The following is a 240-nucleotide window of genomic DNA, read 5'->3' as shown; positions in this document are numbered from 1 at the left end:
GGTAGATAGTGCGCGTATTCATGATTTTTGAATCCTTTTTCTGTGTGTCGGGTTTGTAGAACGAATTTTTCAGACGGCCTATATCGGTATTCGGGTCGCGGATTAAAGCCAATGCCTGCGCTTCGTTGATACTGCCTTTGACGATGCGCTGCACGTCGCCGTCTTTACCGATTAACGCCCAAGAAGGGTAAACACTGATATTCAGGCTTTGGGCGATGGTGCCGCCGTTGTCGGTAACGA

The 240-nt window shown here is 49.2% G+C and carries 1 pseudogene; it reads right to left on the bottom strand.

Features of this window, described 5'->3' with window-relative positions:
* Positions 1-240: pseudogene (locus ACTHS4_RS12480) on the bottom strand (bifunctional peptide-methionine (S)-S-oxide reductase MsrA/peptide-methionine (R)-S-oxide reductase MsrB); the annotation flags it as partial.

Origin of the sequence: Neisseria sp. P0014.S009, assembly GCF_051958155.1 — a bacterium.
GTDB classification, from domain to species: Bacteria; Pseudomonadota; Gammaproteobacteria; order Burkholderiales; family Neisseriaceae; genus Neisseria; species Neisseria flavescens_C.
The sequence above is the reverse complement of the archived record's forward strand: the minus strand, read 5'-3'. Positions and strand labels throughout refer to the sequence as shown.